The following is a 16,282-nucleotide window of genomic DNA, read 5'->3' as shown; positions in this document are numbered from 1 at the left end:
CATGTTTTACGGTTTGAACATAAATCGCAGTATAAAAAGCAAAAAAATACCACAAATCAATAATGACTTATGGTATCAGGGATCCTGTTAATTAAAACTTACCTGTATATGCTTGTTCATAAGGTTTTCCATAATTTTCCAAAAGCATATCGAGAATTTTTACATTGGGAGCATAATAATCTGTCGGATCTTCACTTAGATTTGTGGCATACAAAGCTAATTTTTGCTTATCACCTTCTAAAAAGGCTATGGTTCCTTTGCAATACCAGGTCCATTGTTTATCAGAATAATCGGTAACAGATTTTTTCATATAAAATACGGCCTTGTCATATTGATTGGCCATCGCATACATTTGTCCGATGTTCCAGTAATCTACCGTTTTTTTTCTGGTGTCATCCGAATTCATCAGAAACAGTAACTCACTTGCAGCTTCAATATACTGTTTGTTTTGCGCCAGTGTTTTCCATTTTTCCTGATATGTGCTATCAGTAGCTAAAGCGATACTACCCAACATCAATGAAGTACACATGAGGCTTAGTAAAAGTAAGGTGATCTTTTTCATTTTTTTAGTTTTATAAATGTGACACCTATAATTTAATGAAAAAAAAGCACTTTTTTACAAAGGTCTTTAAACAGTTTACTATTTGGTTGATACAGGTACATTGCTTTGCCTTAATAAAATGTACTAAGGCTTTTCCAATACCTTCTTGTGTTATGTCAGCAGGGAAGTTCTAAACTTTTCTTCCATCTAAACTGAATTTACCGGCTCCTAATAATCCGATGGCTATAAAAGCAATAAGGTAGAGTAAAGACATTTCCTGTTTTGCCAGCGGGTCATTTCCATGTACCATAAAAGCGGCAACAGCCATAGTAACGACAGGAAAAAGGGATGCCAGTCTGGTTTTAAATCCTATAATAATGAAAATAGGAGCGATCAGCTCTCCGATAATGGTTAAGATCAGGGAAATCGTGGGACTTAATCCCATAAAGCTCATAAACTGAATTTCTTCTCCTGATAATAACATTTGCAGTTTGCCATACCCGTGGGTCATCATTAAAAGGGAAATCCCAACTCTCAGAACCGTTAAACCTATATTTGTATAGTTTCTCATATTAGACTGTTTTAGCTCCTAAAAGTAACAAAATGTAGAAGGAAAGCAGAAGAGATATCCAATAAGTTTACTCGATAAGCGGGATTTAATCCCGATAACAGCTTCGGTTTGTTGTTTGTTTCATTTTAGGTATGGAGGATTAAATCAGTGCTTTGCTTTGCTTCCGAACGGACACCTTTTAATCATGTATTTTAAACCTGAGTGGTATACGTCAAGATTATTACCAAAGGGATCTCTCGAATCCGTATAGATATTATTGCCTTGGTCATTATATATTTTAATCCCTATTTTGGCATCGTATTCTATAGTAGTAGTACCGGTGCTGGTAGCTATTTCCCGACCCTTATTTTCGCTTTTGGATCTATCGTAGTCTTTTTTTCTTTTGTCCTTGTATGAAGTAATATTTGTACCATATGAGCGGGTTCCTTTTTGATTTACATCGAATGAACCAAATACAACGTATTCAACACCCAGGAGTTCTGCCAGGTCTTTCGGCGGTTTTACAGCTATATTGGATGCATCAAGATTGTTCTGCGCTAACAGGGCATTGGTATTCATCGGATCCTGTACAACAATACCCTGAAGAATCTCTTCCTTGAAAATGACTGCACAGTCTTCTTGTATTTGAATTCCCATAGCATCAGGGGAAATAGAGGGTTCGTTGCTGACGACCCTAAAGGGCAATACGGCTAATTTTCCTTTTCTTTCCGAAGCGCTTATAGCCTTGAGAGCAGGGGAGACCATAGCGTTGATAATTTCTGTCCGACCGCTGGAAAAATCTATTTTGTGGATGTCCTTTCTGGGAATCTCATATTCGAGATCTTCACCGGTGTACTTAAATTTTATACTATTCTCAGAAATACTGATTACTTTTCCTTGTTTTTGCTCGCCATTGAGCATGGTTATCACATCTGATTTGTCCTGAGCGTAAACCGGAGTATGGATAACAGTATTTACAAAACAAAACAATATTGAAAACAGGAAAAAATGTTTAGAGGATTTCATAACTTGATTGTGATTGGTTTATGTTGATTGACTTAAAGTTATGGAAAATAACTGTTTGATTTGAAGTGTTTTATGTTTTTTTTAGTCTATATCCCGGTTTTGTCATGAACCTTATTGAAGGTCTTTTTAATAAATTCCGGGGCATTGAACCGGTATCCGATATACACTAATCCGTATATTTTGTCGTTTATAAGCCTGTTGTTTTTTGAACCTGAGGTATACCAGTTGGAGTTTAAATTGAATGCAGTGCCCAGGAAAAATCGAGGAGCATTATATCCGATTTGCAGGCCACCTTCAATAGCCATGGAAAAGTAAGTGTTTTTTTCTGTATAGAGATTATTACTCCTGTCTGGTTTATAATTTGAGAATTTAACACCTGTTAATGTAGTTGCATAGGGGGCAATGTACCATCGGTTGTGGATTACCCAGGTATAATAATACGACATGGCAGCGCTGAGTGTGAATATATTTTCAACACTGCTAATGTTCGTGAATTCCTTGCCTCTGACAGCGTAGTGATCATAATAGTAACTTACCGAGGGAATTAATGATCCGGAACTCTTTTTTTGCCATTCCGTTTGAAAGTATATACTTTTAAGTGAATATTCGGGATTCATAACATATCCGGTAGTGCCTCCCCAAGAGGTAATTGAAAGACCGGGAAGTTGAATATACGGATCGACACCTTCTTGCCAGCCCGGTAAAAAATCGTCGGTATTGGTAACATAAAAGCCACTTACTTTGCTATAATGCAGCTCTTGTATCCATTTACCAAAGAAGAGTCTGAATTTTAGATCATTGAAGGAAGATGCTCCTTTGAGGTCATCATCATCATTTCCCGGCAGGAATTTTGGAGAAAATCCAAAGCTGACGCTTAAAAACCTGTAATTAAGAATAAAGAATGTCCGAAGTGAATTATTATTCATAATACCTAATTCTTCCTGATTAGGAGTGCTTCTTTTACTAAAATAACTATCGGCACGTGTATCAACGTTGGCTTTAAACATGATCTTATCATAATAAGAGATCACAGGAAAAGTATCTTGTTTTGTTTCTGTGTCTTGTCCGAAAAGAGGAGAAAGAGATAACAAGACGATACTGTGTAATAGTAATTTATTCAAAATCAAAAGGTTTATATGGCAATGTCTAAAGTACTACATGAATTGTAAAATCCAAAAAAACTTGTATATTTTGATGGTTAAAAGTCTGAATTGATCGTTAAATTATTATAACAATGTCAATAATTTGTAAAAACTGTGGAACAGAGGTGGTTGGGAATTTTTGTGCCGATTGCGGGCAATCGGCCGATACGCAAAGGCTGGATATAAGATACATATTGCATGATATCCAACTAGGGCTTTTATATTTTGATAAAGGGTTGTTTTACACCGTTAAAGAGCTTTTTATACGACCGGGACATACCGTGAGAGAGTTTATAGAAGGAAAACGTGTAAATCATTTTAAACCGCTATCCCTGGTGATCTTGTTAGCGACATTTTATGCTCTTCTTGTTTTCTTACTTGATTTGTCTTTTATTGAAGCAAATGTCGAAAACCCTTCCGGTAATGTCATTGATTATGGTTTTCTAAACCAATGGATAACTCAGCATTATGCTCTTGTAGCGCTTGGACTTATTCCTGTTTTGAGTTTAGGGTCGTATATTTCTTTTAAAAATCAAGGCTATAACTTTATGGAACACATGGTGTTAAATGCTTATGCTTCAAGTCAGAGATTGTTACTGCATATAGCTTTAATACCGGTTATATACATATTGTACGGTACCACTTATTATCCGTGGGTTTCGAGAGTACTTTTATTGTTGAATTTTATACTGATTTGCTGGTGCTATTCACAGTATTTTAATAAACAATCGAAAGTAAAAAGCATCTTGTGTACTGTCTTAACCGGGATAATAGCTTATACTATTTTAATAGGCTTGTTTGTTTTTTGGATTTATTTAAATTCGGGATCGGTTTAAACTCTAATTCAAATGGTTATAGTTGCTCCCGGTGCTTCTAAAAATGCCGGATGTGCAGCACGGGCCGGAGATGCAACCAAATTACCATCTTCACGAGTGTGGTTCAGAGGAATACCCTGATATTCTCTTCCTGTTAAGATTACTTTCAGGAGCCTGCATTGGGATAGGCCGTAATTTTTTTTACTCGATCATCGAGATTTAACTGCTCCGACGCTTGTCCTTGTGAAATAGTCTTGATGGAATTTCACAGGGCTTGCGTCGAAATGTTTTGCCATACGCCAGCCGGCTCCATCGCTAAAAAGGTCTGCCAGGCCTTTTCTTTACGCTTGGCCCTCTCGTGGGCTTGCCCCGAGGTAGTTTACTCTTTAGTCAGGATGTACCGATCTGAAAGTTCACCGGTTATTTTATTTCCCTGAAGATCGAGTTGAATCAGTTTATTTTCTCCGACGAAATATTTAGATGCTCTGTCTTTTATATTGTTTAGGGTTATTATTGTACCATTATCATCCCAGCTAAAAGTACCATGATCCTTGAAGGTGTCAGCTTCTTTGCCAAGGTATTCTTGTTCTAACGAATAACTATTATCTGAACTTATAATCAGTTTGATTTGAATTCCTTCACAGTCGGCACATGGCAATATGCCGGTATATGCCCCTTCCCAATCCAGTGAGTTTTGAGCATTATGTATGTCGCCAACAACTTTTTGATCGACCTCTTCAGAATGTTGCGGCTTGTTTTTACAGCCGGTGAAAGCTCCGTAGCAAATCAATAGGCTTAAGACAAATTTTTTCATTGTAAACTTTTATTATGATCGTTTATAACAAATACGAAGAATCATGAGAAAAAGATCTTATAAAGCGGGGTATTGTTCCGGATTTACTTCGTGCATGATATCGTAAACCTTTTCAAATATATCTTCAGCATTCGGTTTCGAGAAATAATCGCCATCCGTACCATATGCAGGTCTGTGTGGTTTTGCTGTTAAGGTTTGCGGTGCACTGTCCAAATATTGATAAGCTCCTTGTTTCTCTATAATCTCCTGTAAAATATAGGCAGAACATCCACCGGGAACATCTTCATCAATAATGAGTAATCTATTGGTTTTTTTGACGCTTTTCACTACATCGTGATTAATATCGAAAGGGAGTAGTGTTTGTGCATCTATAATTTCAATATCAATCTGAACGGCCAGAAGGTCTTTAGCTACCTGCTCGACGATTCTTAATGTAGAACCGTATGATACAACGGTGATGTCAGCTCCTTCTTTAACAGTTTCCACAACCCCGATCGGAGTTTTAAACTCGCCGATATTGACCGGCATTTTTTCTTTTAAGCGATAACCGTTCAAGCTTTCTATTACCAAGGCCGGTTCGTCTGTTTCGAGTAATGTGTTATAAAAACCGGCAGCTTTTGTCATGTTCCTGGGTGTTAAAATATACATCCCTCTTAAAAGGTGTATAATCCCTCCCATCGGTGAACCGGCATGCCATATACCTTCTAGTCTGTGTCCGCGGGTTCTGACAATAACAGGGGCCTTTTGTTTTCCGGCGGTTCTGTAGCGTAGCGTAGCCAGGTCATCACTCATGATCTGTAGTGCATATAGCAGATAATCGAGGTATTGAATCTCGGCTATAGGTCTTAATCCTCTCATCGCCATTCCGATTCCCTGACCTAAAATAGTAGCTTCTCTGATACCTGTATCTGCAATACGGAGAGGGCCATACTTTTCCTGTAAGCCTTCAAGTCCCTGATTTACATCCCCGATATTACCACTGTCTTCTCCGAAAACCAGCGCTTCCGGATATTTGGCAAAAAGCGCATCAAAATTGTCCCTTAGCACTACACGACCATCTACTAATTCAGCATCATCATTATAAACAGGGCTGATTTCAGCAACTGAGGTGGCATTATCGCTGTTTTCATTATATAATAAAGAGCTGTATTCCGGCTGTGTTCGGTTCATAAATTGACCAATCCAGTTCTTCAGCTCTTCTTTTTCAGGAAAATTTTCAGTGCTTAGATATCTTAATGTTTTTCTTGCTGCTGCAATGATATCACGTTTAACAGGTTCATCGATGGATATCAGGTCATTTTTAATTTTGGTAATAAATGATTTGTTGATGCTTTTTCCCCCGATTTTATCTAACAGGCTAACCACCTCTTTTTGGTCTTTTTTGATGGGATCCAGAAAGTCAGCCCATGCTTGTTTTTTCTGATCCCTAACCTCTTTTTTCAGCTTTTTATCCAACTCCGTAAGTTCTTCGTCTGTTGCCAGGTTATTGGCGATGATCCATTCTCTGAACTTAGTATTACAATCGTGTTCCTTTTCCCATTCCAGGCGTTTTTTGCTTTTATAGCGCTCATGAGATCCGGATGTCGAATGCCCCTGGGGTTGTGTTAACTCGGTAACGTGTACAAGCACGGGTACATGCTCTTCGCGTGCAATTTTTCCGGCCTTTTCATAGGCATCAATAAGAGCAGGGTAATCCCAGCCTTTAACGATTATAATCTCGTAACCTTCATTTTCAGTATCTCGCTGAAATCCTTTAAGAATTTCGGAAATATTTTCTTTTGTAGTCTGATGTTTTGCGGGAACGGAGATACCATAAGCATCATCCCAAACACTGATCACCATCGGAACCTGCATTACGCCTGCTGCATTTACAGTTTCAAAAAACAAACCTTCACTGGTGCTTGCGTTACCTATTGTTCCCCATGCAACTTCATTTCCGTGAACCGAAAACTTATCCTGGTTAATTCCCGCTACATTTCTGTATATTTTTGAAGCCTGTGCCAAACCGAGCAGTCTGGGCATTTGTCCTGCTGTCGGAGAAATATCGGCGCTGCTGTTCTTTTGTTTGGTGAGGTCTACCCATGTCCCGTCCGGATTATTGCTTTTGGTAAGGAAGTGTCCTCCCATTTGCCTTCCCGCACTCATGGGCTCTTTTTCAATATCGGTATGGGCATATAGACCTGCAAAAAAGTGTGAGGGTTTTAACTCGTCTATGGCCATCATAAAAGTTTGATCGCGATAATAACCGCTCCTGAAATCGCCATTTTTAAAAGCTCTGGCCATAGCCAGTTGCGGTAATTCCTTTCCATCCCCAAAAATCCCAAATTTTGCTTTGCCTGTTAATACTTCACGTCTTCCTAAAAGGCTGCATTCCCTGCTTAAAACCGCAATTTTGTAATCACTTAATACTTGTTGCTTAAAATCTTCGAAAGAAATGTTTGTCTGGGTATTGGTTTCTGTCTGCATATTACTTTTAATTCGAGTGCTTACAAAAGTAGTTAAAAGAATCGTTTTTTACAATCCTACAGCATCTTAAAACAATGAATAATTATTAATTAAACAGACTCATAAATGAATTATTCTTAATTTTTAGGAAAATATCAGATTCTTAGTGAGAATTATTCAATTATAGCTCTTGGGTTTAATTTAGAACCATTTTCTTGTAAAGAGGCCGATTAATGTTCTTGGACTTAAGGTTACTATGAATCGGATTTTTTGATCATATCTCTGGTCGGCGATCTCCCAGCCATTATTCGAGTACACAGGCAAATACAGTTCGAAATAATCCGGAACAAGGTTTAACCGGATACCGGAATCATATACGAATTGTGTGGATATCCCTCTGTTTTTAACCAATCCGATATCGCCATAGGCTTCGATCCAACGCCAGATATTAATACTTGCGTTTGTAGTCATCATCCAGTTATTGGCATACGGATTATCCAGTTTGGATTTAAATCCGCCTTCTGCAATTATTAACTGTTGGCTAAACAGACCTGTATCTTCTGATCTGCCAAGGTAATTGTAGTCGAAAAGGTAATCGGTAGGCCTGTCCAAAGCAAAACTAAAGTAATCGGATGTAGTGTCGTTGTATATAAATTTTCCGGCAAAGAAGCGAAGGTTTAATTGTAAGTTGTTCTGGAATAGCTTCCTGTAGTCAACATTTACCGAAACTTTTGAAAAATTATTTGCTACCTGACCGTCAATGAACCAGGTAAGATGTTTAACGGCACCGATGTTGCTGTAATTATACCTGGCGTTAAAAACGCTGTAATCCGGATTTGTTTCTATCGACGGATCCTGATCCCTTATTACATTCACGAATCGAAACATGAGCGATTCACGTTCGTTAGACCTGAGGTCGTCCGGTCTGAAACCAAAACTTACCACAGGAGTTATGGTACTATATCTTAAATCGGGAGCATAGTGATAAGATGAACCTCCAATGGCATAATTCACCACGTACATATTACTGTTCTGAATATATTTTCTATATAGTAAAGATCCGCCTCCGACCAAAGCCTTTTCTTTAAGAGCATATGATGGTCGGATATCATAAATAAACGGTTGATTTAAAAAGGTTTTATTGTAAAGGCGCATGCCTGGCGTAAATCCGTCATATAGATTGTATGTGGCAACAGGAACAAAGAAGACTTGTTTGTAGTATGGATTTTCAGTGTCTTTGAAAAATTGCAGTTTTAACCTTTTATTACTGGAAAGGAATCCCCCGGTTGACTTCCAGTTATTACGCTGGTTAAATTCGGGGATGACTTTATCATAATTTAAAACAAGCTTGTCAATTCCTGAATCGGGAATTGTCAACCTTCTTTCATTCCGGATGTCATTAAGCCATTGTTTAGAAACAACAGAATCGTTTTTACTGATACCAAACAGGGTAATAGGTACTTTGGTCCCTGTCTGATTTTTAATTGTAAGTGTAATGGAATCTTGTTTTTTCTTAACTTTTTTGATCTTAAAATCAATATACTTTTCTGTGTCTACAAAATCGGTAAAAAACCAATCGACATTCTTCGGAGCATTTTCTTTTAAAAGCTTCTCGAAATTTTCCTGCGTTACGATAGTGGTTCTGTAATTATTATAAAACTCCTTAATTATGCTATCAACATGATCTGATCCGAGATAGTTCTTGAGGTAGGTGAGGCCTACACCTGCCTTATACTTATTAGCAATTTTGTTATTAAACCGAATAAGGGAATCGCTTTGAGTAGAAAGTGGCTGGTTCAGGTTTTTACGAACCATCAGCATGTATAGAAATGGATACTGTTCGTTAAACTCCATTTCAGACAAGTGATAAGTTCTGAGTAGCCATGTGTCGGAAAGGTTTCCTATAAGTTTCATCTTTGGATAGAACTCGTTCACATACTGCATCATCAAATAAGTTTGGATGCCGTCTAAAATCCACTTTTCTTCTCTGGGATTAAGCTTTATGGTGTTTTCAAGATAATTATTCAGGAGTGTTTTTAAAAGCTTTAGTTCAAACTGAAATTCATCTTTAAAAGGTCTTATAAACGAGGGAAGCTGGTTGAGTCCGTATAAAGGATTCTTTTTGTATTCAATATCCGTTACCAGTATTTTTTCATTGGGGTAGGGGCCGAGTCTTTCGGTTACAAAATTAACAATCCGGTCTACAGACGAAGCCTTGGTGATATCATTTAAATTTTTGGAATCTATATCTGTAATCAGCGTTAAATGACTGTTTGTGAAAAGAGAAAAATGAGTAGTCTCTTTTTGAAGAAAGAGTTTTATATCGGATTGGTTCTCTCCGTGTAAAACTACAGTGGTGCTTCCGTCTGAACTACTTGTCTTTACCAGGTCTAAATCGGTGATAATTTTAAATGCCGACGGGTAGGTAAACTCAACCTCGCAATCTGTATTGAGGGTATAAAGGTCATCGAGGTCTTTATTACTGTATAGTTTCCATTGTTTGTGATAGACACTGGGAGTGATGTACCAGTATCTTAAGTTAAAATTCCCCTCGGTGGTAAAACCATAGTCAGTAAATTTACTGTTAGGAAGCTTTATTACATAAGTCAATGTAAACTTGTAGTGTTTACCGGGGTATACCGGATGATTTAGCTGAAGTTTTATGAGGTCATCAGATTCGGTTCTTTGCCATTTTAAATTTTTGAAATTTGTATCGGTAATGCCGAGTATACGGGTTTGTCCGCGATCTTTATCCTTGGCAAAATGCAAACTCTTATTAAAGTTTTCTGCAAACCTCCTGGCTAAAGGAGTGTTTTTGTTCGCAAATGAATTATTCCAATCATTTAAATAGATAGCATTCAAAGTATCGTTAGAGCTGTTGTGGAATATAATTTCCTGCTGAATATTAATCTCTTTTTTTTGAGAATTGAGGGTAGCAAATATTTTCTGGCTGTTTTGACCGAAGACAGGATGAAATGCAATAAACGATATCAGGCATAAAATATTGGAAAGTTTCAACATTAACTTTTTTGCTTTTATCATTAAAATGATTAGTAATTTTATAGTCTCAGATGGTCAAGTTGAAACAATAATTTGTTCACATATTGCAATATTAAATAAAAAAATAGATTATCAAAGTATTTTTTATTACAATACTAATATCCAAATTAAACTAGATTATATTATGAAAGCTACCGATTTAAAAGAAGGTGAATATGATATCTTTTATGCAAATTATATTAAAGTTCTGGGAGATGCTACGTTGTTTAAATCTCTTAAAAACAGTGTCCATGATTTTGCTGAAATGATTAAAGGTCTTCCGGAAGGGAAGCTGTTACATGCTTATGCACCCGGAAAATGGACCATCGCAGAAGTCATACTTCATGTCATGGATGCTGAGCGTATATTTCAGTACAGGTTATTGAGAATTGCCAGAAACGATCAAACGAATTTGCCGGGGTTTGATGAGAATGAATATGTTCCGGTATCGATGGCAAATGTCAGAACCAAAGAAAGCTTGCTGAATGAACTGTATGCTGTCAGGCAAAGTTCAACGGAGCTGATCCGGGGGTTAGATGAGGAAATGTTAAACCGGACCGGGTTTGTGATGAATAAGCCGGTAACAAGCCGGGCGATAGCATTTATTATATGCGGGCACATGCTGCACCATCTAAAGATTGTCAGGGAAAGGTATTTAAAGTAAACTATCTTGGGGCTAGCCCACGAGAGGGCCAAGCGTAAAGAAAAGGTCTGGTAGACCTTTTTAGCGATGGAGCCGGCCGGCGCATGGCAGAACATTTCGACGCAAGCCCTGTGAAATTCTGTCAGGACTATTTCACGAGGACAAGGTCGGAGTATTTAAATCTCGATTATCAAGTAAAAGGAGCCGTTAAGGCTCCTTTTTTAATCTTCAGAATCATTGTCTTCCGGAACTTCCACATCATCAGAAGAAATGTCATCGTTTGAATAGTCTTCTTCATCTTCAAAATTTTCCATGGTGCTGGCCAATCTGGTGCTAACCTTTACCAGATAGACAGCATCTTCAGCTCTAACTTCAAGTGCATCGACTGTTTCATTCTTGGCATTTTTAAAGCTTATGATATCATCATCTCCATATCCGTCTGGATATTTTTCAACCAACATGGATAAAATTTCGTTGGTTAACTTTTTGTAATCGACTATAACACGTTTCATAGGCTAGTTGGTCTTGGTAACTAGTTAAATTTAATATATTTTTTTTTTAATTGTATCTACGGATTTTAAAAAAATTACATGTCCAACAGATAGGCAAAAATCAGTGGGGCTACTATGGTTGCATCCGATTCAATGATGAATTTTGGGGTATCGATATCTAACTTACCCCAGGTGATTTTTTCATTAGGAACTGCACCTGAATACGAACCGTAACTTGTTGTTGAATCTGAAATCTGACAAAAATAACTCCAGAAAGGAACGTCTTCCATCTCAAGGTCCTGATACAGCATAGGAACTACGCAGATAGGGAAGTCGCCTGCAATACCACCACCGATCTGGAAGAAACCGATTCCGTTTTCCGAATTTTTAGCATACCAATCGGCCAAAAAGGTCATGTATTCTATACCACTTTTCATGGTACTTGCCTTTAGTTCTCCCTTAATGACGTACGAAGCAAAAATGTTACCCATAGTACTGTCTTCCCAACCGGGAACAATGATCGGAAGATTCTTTTCTGCAGCGGCAAACATCCATGAGTCTTTAATGTCGATTTCATAATACTCTTCTAAAACGCCACTTAAAAGTAATTTATACATGAATTCATGCGGAAAATAACGTTCTCCTTTTTCTTCAGCATCTTTCCATATCCTGAAGATGTGTTTTTGCAAACGCCTGAAAGCCTCTTCTTCGGGGATGCAGGTGTCAGTAACCCGGTTTAACCCTCTTTCTAACAAATCCCATTCTTCTTTTGGAGTAAGGTCTCTATAGTTTGGTACACGTTCGTAATGGGAATGTGCAACCAGATTCATGATATCCTCTTCCAGATTGGCTCCGGTACAGGAAATAATCTGCACTTTATCCCGGCGTATCATTTCTGCAAATATCTTTCCGAGTTCGGCGGTGCTCATGGCACCAGCTAATGTGACCATCATTTTAGCACCATTGTCTAATTGTTCTTCATATGCTTTTGCGGCATCTACTACCGTTGCAGCATTAAAATGCAGGTAGTATTTTTGAATAAAATCTGATATAGGCCCTTTATTCGTCTTCATCATCGTCTGTTTTTTGATTGTTACCGTATTTGAATTTGTAAGCAAGCATTTTGTAGTACAACTTGGCCGCAAGAAAATCTGATGATTTTTCATCCGGATTTGGGCAAAGTTCTACAATATCGAAGCCCACTACGTTTTTCTTTTTAAAGATCTTCTTTAAATACTCTAATGTTTCATACCAGAGTAAGCCTCCGGGTTCAGGAGTTCCTGTTGATGGAAGAATAGAAGGATCGAAGGCATCAAGGTCGATAGTGATAAAAACATTTTCTGTCATTTGATGAATAGAGTCGCTCATCCAGTCATCGTCAGAAACCATATCATGAGCAAAATAGGTTTGATTTTCATCCATATGATCTAATTCTTCGACATCCATACTTCTGATGCCCACCTGAATGAGGTTTGTTGTTTTACTTGCCTCATACACAGCACAAGCATGGTTACATTTACTGCCTTCGTATTCAGGACGAAGGTCGGCATGAGCATCAATTTGTACAACTGAGAGGTTGTCAAAACACTCTCTGAAAGCTTTTATAGTTCCTATGGAAATAGAATGTTCACCTCCAAAAACAGTTACAAATTTATCTTGTTTGATATAGTTCTTTGTGGTTTTATAAACTGTTTCAACCATTTTTTCCGGAGAATTGTTCTCTGTTACGGCCGGAGCCAGGTAGATTCCTTTTTTATAAGGTTCAGTCCGGGTTTCTATATCAAACAGTTCCATGTTCTCGGAGGCGTGTAAAAAGGCTTCCGGCCCTTTATCTGCCCCCTTTTGCCAGGTACTGGTTCCGTCGTAAGGTACCGGGATTAACACCACTTTGGCGTCGTCGATCCTGCTGTATTTTTCAGGAATTCCTGCATACGTTTTTTTACTCATGATAACCTAAAATTTTAAGAAAGTCTTCAGCTGTCTGTTGTTCAGAAAATAATTTGGTCTGAATGTCTCCATTCTCATTTTTACTAATTAAAACATGCTTTGGTTGTGGGATCAAACAGTGTTGTAAACCACCGAAACCTCCAATGGTTTCCTGGTAAGCACCGGTATTAAAGAAACCTATGTACAGAGGTTTGTTTTTATTGAATTTTGGTAAATAGATTGCATTTACGTGTTGTTCGCTGTTATAATAATCATCGCTGTCGCACGTCAACCCTCCTAAAAGGACACGTTCGTACTCGTCATTCCACCTGTTTACGGCCAATTGTATAAAACGCTTGCTGATAGCCCAGCTGTCAGGCAGGGTTGTGATAAACGATGAATTGATCATATTCCATTTTTCACGATCGTTCTGTTGTTTCTGATACAACACCTGGTAGACAGCCCCGCCGCTTTCTCCAACGGTGAAACTTCCGAATTCGGTAAAGATGTTAGGGACTGAAACATCGGCTTCTTCACAAGCTAATTTAATTTGGTTTATGATTTCATCAATCATATATTGATAATCATAGTTGAACGCCAATGAGTTTTTAATGGGAAAACCGCCGCCAATATTAAGGCTATCCAGTGTAGGGCATACTTTTTTTAGCTGAATGTAAACCTTTAAGCATTTTAAGAGTTCGTTCCAGTAGTAAGCAGTGTCCCTGATACCGGTGTTTATAAAGAAGTGAAGCATTTTTAAGGTAACCTGCTTGTTATCTTTAATTTCACGGTTATAGAACGGGACAATGTTTTTGTAACCTATTCCCAGTCTGCTGGTATAAAATTCAAATTTCGGTTCTTCTTCAGAGGCTATGCGGATCCCGATATTGAACTTTTCGTCAATGACTTCAGTCAGTAATCCCAATTCTTCATAATTGTCGATAATCGGAATACATTTCTTGTGACTGCTGTTAATGAGTTTGGCGATGTTCTGGATGTATTTATCTCTTTTGAACCCATTACAGATAACATAATTTTCTTTTGATAATTTACCCTGAGAAATAAGCTTATTTACAATATCGATATCAAACGCAGATGATGTTTCAATATGAATATCATTTTTTAACGCTTCGGTCAATACATGCTCAAAATGAGAACTTTTGGTACAATAACAATAATGGTACTGACCATTGTAGTTGTGTTTTTCGATGGCGTTTGAAAACCAGCGTTTGGCTTTTTGTATGTTATTGGAAATTTGAGGCAGATATGTGAATTTTAAAGGTGTTCCATATTCCTCAACGAGTTTCATAAGGTCTATTCCATGAAACTGCAAAGAATTATCATTTAAAGTAAATTCCTCCTGTGGAAAATAATAAGTCTGGTCTATTAAATCTATGTATTTTGTTTTCATTAATTGCTTTTGTTTAAATTATTAAAAATGTCTCAGACAAACAATAATGAAAACAGAAATCAAATACGTAATGCTATAACAGACGAATCGTGCCTGAATAAACTTTGTGATTTGTGTAGATTGGATGAAATAATTTTATACGAATATTGACACCATCTGTGCGGATGGGCCGAGTACCATTTTCCTTTCACCGGAAAAATAATATGTTCGTTAAAAATCATTTTTCATAAGAAATAGTGGATGCAAAAATGAATAAAAATTTCATTTGTGCAAACATAAAAATATTAAATTTTAATGATTTTTATAATATTCAAAAGAATTGATAATCAGGGTGTTGCTTATTTTTCGATCGATTTTCGGTTTCCCGATATCCTCAAGCAATACAAAATTAATATCTCCAAAAGCATTTTTCTTATCAAATTTCAGAAGTTCAATGATCTTGTCATAATCGGCCTTCTCAAATTTAATCTTACCATATTTTCTAATAAAAAGTGCAGTGATCCGATCCAGTTTTTCTTTCGGGAAATTTTGCAATTCGGTTGACAGGTAGGTAGCGAGGATCATCCCAATGGCGATGGCTTCACCGTGCAATAACGTGGTTTTGGATGTTTCCCGGAGGAAATACGATTCAATAGCATGTCCGAGGGTGTGACCGTAATTAAGGGTTTTGCGTAAACCGCTTTCTCTTGGATCCTCCATTACAATGTTATTTTTGATGATCACAGATTGATGTATAAGCTCATCTAAGTTGTTTGTGTTGCCATCCACGAACTTTAAAAGTTCATTCCAGTACTCTTCACTATAAATAAGTCCATGTTTAAGCATTTCGGCAAAACCGCTTCTTATCTGTTCTGCGGGAAGTGTCTTTAAAAACTGAGTATCGATAAAAACAAAAACCGGAACATTGATAACTCCGATCTGATTCTTTAAGGAACCCAGATCAACTCCGGTTTTTCCACCTACAGAGGCATCAACCATGGCAAGCAGTGTTGTGGGGATGTTTATAAAATCGATTCCTCTCATAAATGTAGAGGCTACAAATCCGCCCAGGTCTGTAACGACACCACCGCCGACATTGATTATCAAACTTTTTCTGTCGGCCCCCAACTCAGAGAGTACGTTCCATACCCCACTGCAAGTTTCGATGTTTTTATGCTCTTCACCGGCTTCAATCTCTATGATCTCTATTTCCTGATCCGTATCGGTATTAGAAAGGAAGTAAGGTAAACAATGTTCATGAGTATGCTCATCTACAAGCACAAAGATTTTTGAATACGATTTGGCTTTGAGATGCTGATTTAATTGCGTGTAAACATCGTTGTTGAAGTATATGGTGTAATTGTTACAAGTTATAGGCTGAAGCATGGTATATTTTTTTTACGAAAAGCAAAATAACGGTTTTTTCTTTTTAAAATGTAAATATATTTGTAAAACGATTT

At 37.5% G+C, this 16,282-nt stretch carries 14 protein-coding genes; 2 read left to right on the top strand and 12 right to left on the bottom strand.

Translation table 11 applies throughout. The annotated features are described in order from the left end of the window. Window positions 1-91 precede the first annotated feature (91 nt). From MQE36_RS13910 to MQE36_RS13895, 4 genes are all read right to left on the bottom strand, one after another. On the bottom strand, window positions 92-562 hold the full coding sequence (locus tag MQE36_RS13910) for a hypothetical protein (RefSeq protein WP_242936582.1): 471 nt from the start codon (window positions 560-562) through the stop codon (window positions 92-94). Window positions 563-731: 169 nt separating this feature from the next. Next, window positions 732-1,112, bottom strand: coding sequence for a DoxX family protein (locus MQE36_RS13905; protein ID WP_242936581.1), 381 nt, complete (start codon window positions 1,110-1,112; stop codon window positions 732-734). A 144-nt stretch (window positions 1,113-1,256) separates the two neighbouring features. Then, window positions 1,257-2,117, bottom strand: coding sequence for a hypothetical protein (locus MQE36_RS13900; protein WP_242936580.1), 861 nt, complete (start codon window positions 2,115-2,117; stop codon window positions 1,257-1,259). Window positions 2,118-2,203: 86 nt separating this feature from the next. Beyond that, window positions 2,204-3,238, bottom strand: coding sequence for a DUF4421 family protein (locus tag MQE36_RS13895; RefSeq protein ID WP_242936579.1), 1,035 nt, complete (start codon window positions 3,236-3,238; stop codon window positions 2,204-2,206). Window positions 3,239-3,351: 113 nt separating this feature from the next. On the opposite strand from MQE36_RS13895, the gene MQE36_RS13890 reads away from it, so the two are divergent. After that, complete coding sequence (locus tag MQE36_RS13890; RefSeq protein ID WP_242936578.1) at window positions 3,352-4,095, top strand: DUF3667 domain-containing protein; 744 nt, start codon at window positions 3,352-3,354, stop codon at window positions 4,093-4,095. A 358-nt stretch (window positions 4,096-4,453) separates the two neighbouring features. Here MQE36_RS13890 and MQE36_RS13885 read toward each other — a convergent pair whose 3' ends face one another. The 3 genes from MQE36_RS13885 to MQE36_RS13875 form a co-directional block, all read right to left on the bottom strand. Then, entirely contained in the window at window positions 4,454-4,888 is a 435-nt protein-coding gene (locus MQE36_RS13885; protein ID WP_242936577.1) for a copper resistance protein NlpE, read from the bottom strand. Window positions 4,889-4,945: 57 nt separating this feature from the next. Beyond that, window positions 4,946-7,354, bottom strand: a complete 2,409-nt coding sequence (locus MQE36_RS13880) for an alpha-ketoacid dehydrogenase subunit alpha/beta (RefSeq protein ID WP_242936576.1) — start codon at window positions 7,352-7,354, stop codon at window positions 4,946-4,948. A 180-nt stretch (window positions 7,355-7,534) separates the two neighbouring features. Next, entirely contained in the window at window positions 7,535-10,375 is a 2,841-nt protein-coding gene (locus tag MQE36_RS13875) for a gluzincin family metallopeptidase (protein ID WP_242936575.1), read from the bottom strand. Between the two features lie 142 nt (window positions 10,376-10,517). Here MQE36_RS13875 and MQE36_RS13870 point away from each other — a divergent pair, with 142 nt between their 5' ends. After that, window positions 10,518-11,036, top strand: coding sequence for a DinB family protein (locus tag MQE36_RS13870; protein WP_242936574.1), 519 nt, complete (start codon window positions 10,518-10,520; stop codon window positions 11,034-11,036). A 200-nt stretch (window positions 11,037-11,236) separates the two neighbouring features. Here the strand turns inward: MQE36_RS13870 and MQE36_RS13865 are convergent, their stop codons facing one another. The 5 genes from MQE36_RS13865 to aroB form a co-directional block, all read right to left on the bottom strand. Beyond that, window positions 11,237-11,527, bottom strand: coding sequence for a hypothetical protein (locus tag MQE36_RS13865; protein WP_242936573.1), 291 nt, complete (start codon window positions 11,525-11,527; stop codon window positions 11,237-11,239). Window positions 11,528-11,601: 74 nt separating this feature from the next. Continuing rightward, window positions 11,602-12,579: a deoxyhypusine synthase family protein gene (locus tag MQE36_RS13860; RefSeq protein WP_242938855.1), complete on the bottom strand. Its 978-nt coding sequence runs from the start codon at window positions 12,577-12,579 to the stop codon at window positions 11,602-11,604. Continuing rightward, a complete protein-coding gene (gene speB, locus MQE36_RS13855; RefSeq protein WP_242936572.1) occupies window positions 12,566-13,453 on the bottom strand; it encodes an agmatinase in 888 nt (295 codons plus the stop codon). Before speB ends, MQE36_RS13860 begins: the two co-directional genes overlap by 14 nt. Continuing rightward, window positions 13,446-14,843 (bottom strand): arginine decarboxylase, encoded by a 1,398-nt coding sequence (locus MQE36_RS13850; RefSeq protein WP_242936571.1) that lies wholly within the window; start codon window positions 14,841-14,843, stop codon window positions 13,446-13,448. The genes speB and MQE36_RS13850 overlap by 8 nt, the downstream gene beginning before the upstream one ends. A gap of 291 nt (window positions 14,844-15,134) precedes the next feature. Next, a complete protein-coding gene (gene aroB, locus MQE36_RS13845) occupies window positions 15,135-16,208 on the bottom strand; it encodes a 3-dehydroquinate synthase (protein WP_242936570.1) in 1,074 nt (357 codons plus the stop codon). Window positions 16,209-16,282: the final 74 nt, after the last annotated feature.

Source organism: Zhouia spongiae, assembly GCF_022760175.1.
Classification (GTDB): Bacteria; Bacteroidota; Bacteroidia; order Flavobacteriales; family Flavobacteriaceae; genus Zhouia; species Zhouia spongiae.
This window is presented reverse-complemented; position numbering and strand designations above follow the sequence as displayed.